1 rRNA gene is annotated in these 1,659 nt (G+C 50.9%); it reads left to right on the forward strand.

Features of this window, described 5'->3' with window-relative positions:
• Nucleotides 1–69 precede the first annotated feature (69 nt).
• Nucleotides 70–1,633, forward strand: a 16S ribosomal RNA gene (locus LMU01S_RS09935).
• Nucleotides 1,634–1,659: the final 26 nt, after the last annotated feature.

Consider the following 1,659-nt stretch of genomic DNA (forward strand, 5'->3'; position numbering starts at 1 on the left):
TCTAAGTGATAAGAGCAATAAACATTTTGCGAAGTCAATTCGCTAGTAAAAATAAAGAGTCACAAACTTTAAATTGAGAGTTTGATCCTGGCTCAGGATGAACGCTGGCGGCGTGCCTAATACATGCAAGTCGAACGAAACTTCTTTATCACCGAGTGCTTGCACTCACCGATAAAGAGTTGAGTGGCGAACGGGTGAGTAACACGTGGGCAACCTGCCCAAAAGAGGGGGATAACACTTGGAAACAGGTGCTAATACCGCATAACCATAGTTACCGCATGGTAACTATGTAAAAGGTGGCTATGCTACCGCTTTTGGATGGGCCCGCGGCGCATTAGCTAGTTGGTGGGGTAAAGGCTTACCAAGGCAATGATGCGTAGCCGAACTGAGAGGTTGATCGGCCACATTGGGACTGAGACACGGCCCAAACTCCTACGGGAGGCAGCAGTAGGGAATCTTCCACAATGGGCGAAAGCCTGATGGAGCAACGCCGCGTGGGTGAAGAAGGTCTTCGGATCGTAAAACCCTGTTGTTAGAGAAGAAAGTGCGTGAGAGTAACTGTTCACGTTTCGACGGTATCTAACCAGAAAGCCACGGCTAACTACGTGCCAGCAGCCGCGGTAATACGTAGGTGGCAAGCGTTATCCGGATTTATTGGGCGTAAAGGGAACGCAGGCGGTCTTTTAAGTCTGATGTGAAAGCCTTCGGCTTAACCGGAGTAGTGCATTGGAAACTGGGAGACTTGAGTGCAGAAGAGGAGAGTGGAACTCCATGTGTAGCGGTGAAATGCGTAGATATATGGAAGAACACCAGTGGCGAAAGCGGCTCTCTGGTCTGTAACTGACGCTGAGGTTCGAAAGCGTGGGTAGCAAACAGGATTAGATACCCTGGTAGTCCACGCCGTAAACGATGAATGCTAAGTGTTGGAGGGTTTCCGCCCTTCAGTGCTGCAGCTAACGCAATAAGCATTCCGCCTGGGGAGTACGACCGCAAGGTTGAAACTCAAAGGAATTGACGGGGGCCCGCACAAGCGGTGGAGCATGTGGTTTAATTCGAAGCAACGCGAAGAACCTTACCAGGTCTTGACATCTTTTGACAATCCTAGAGATAGGACTTTCCCTTCGGGGACAAAATGACAGGTGGTGCATGGTTGTCGTCAGCTCGTGTCGTGAGATGTTGGGTTAAGTCCCGCAACGAGCGCAACCCTTATTGTTAGTTGCCAGCATTAAGTTGGGCACTCTAGCAAGACTGCCGGTGACAAACCGGAGGAAGGTGGGGATGACGTCAAATCATCATGCCCCTTATGACCTGGGCTACACACGTGCTACAATGGACGGTACAACGAGTCGCAAGACCGCGAGGTTTAGCAAATCTCTTAAAGCCGTTCTCAGTTCGGATTGTAGGCTGCAACTCGCCTACATGAAGTCGGAATCGCTAGTAATCGCGGATCAGCATGCCGCGGTGAATACGTTCCCGGGCCTTGTACACACCGCCCGTCACACCATGAGAGTTTGTAACACCCAAAGCCGGTGGGGTAACCTTTTGGAGCCAGCCGTCTAAGGTGGGACAGATGATTGGGGTGAAGTCGTAACAAGGTAGCCGTAGGAGAACCTGCGGCTGGATCACCTCCTTTCTAAGGATAATTTCGGAAACCTGCAC

The sequence above is a fragment of the Ligilactobacillus murinus DSM 20452 = NBRC 14221 genome, assembly GCF_001591685.1.
GTDB lineage: Bacteria > Bacillota > Bacilli > Lactobacillales > Lactobacillaceae > Ligilactobacillus > Ligilactobacillus murinus.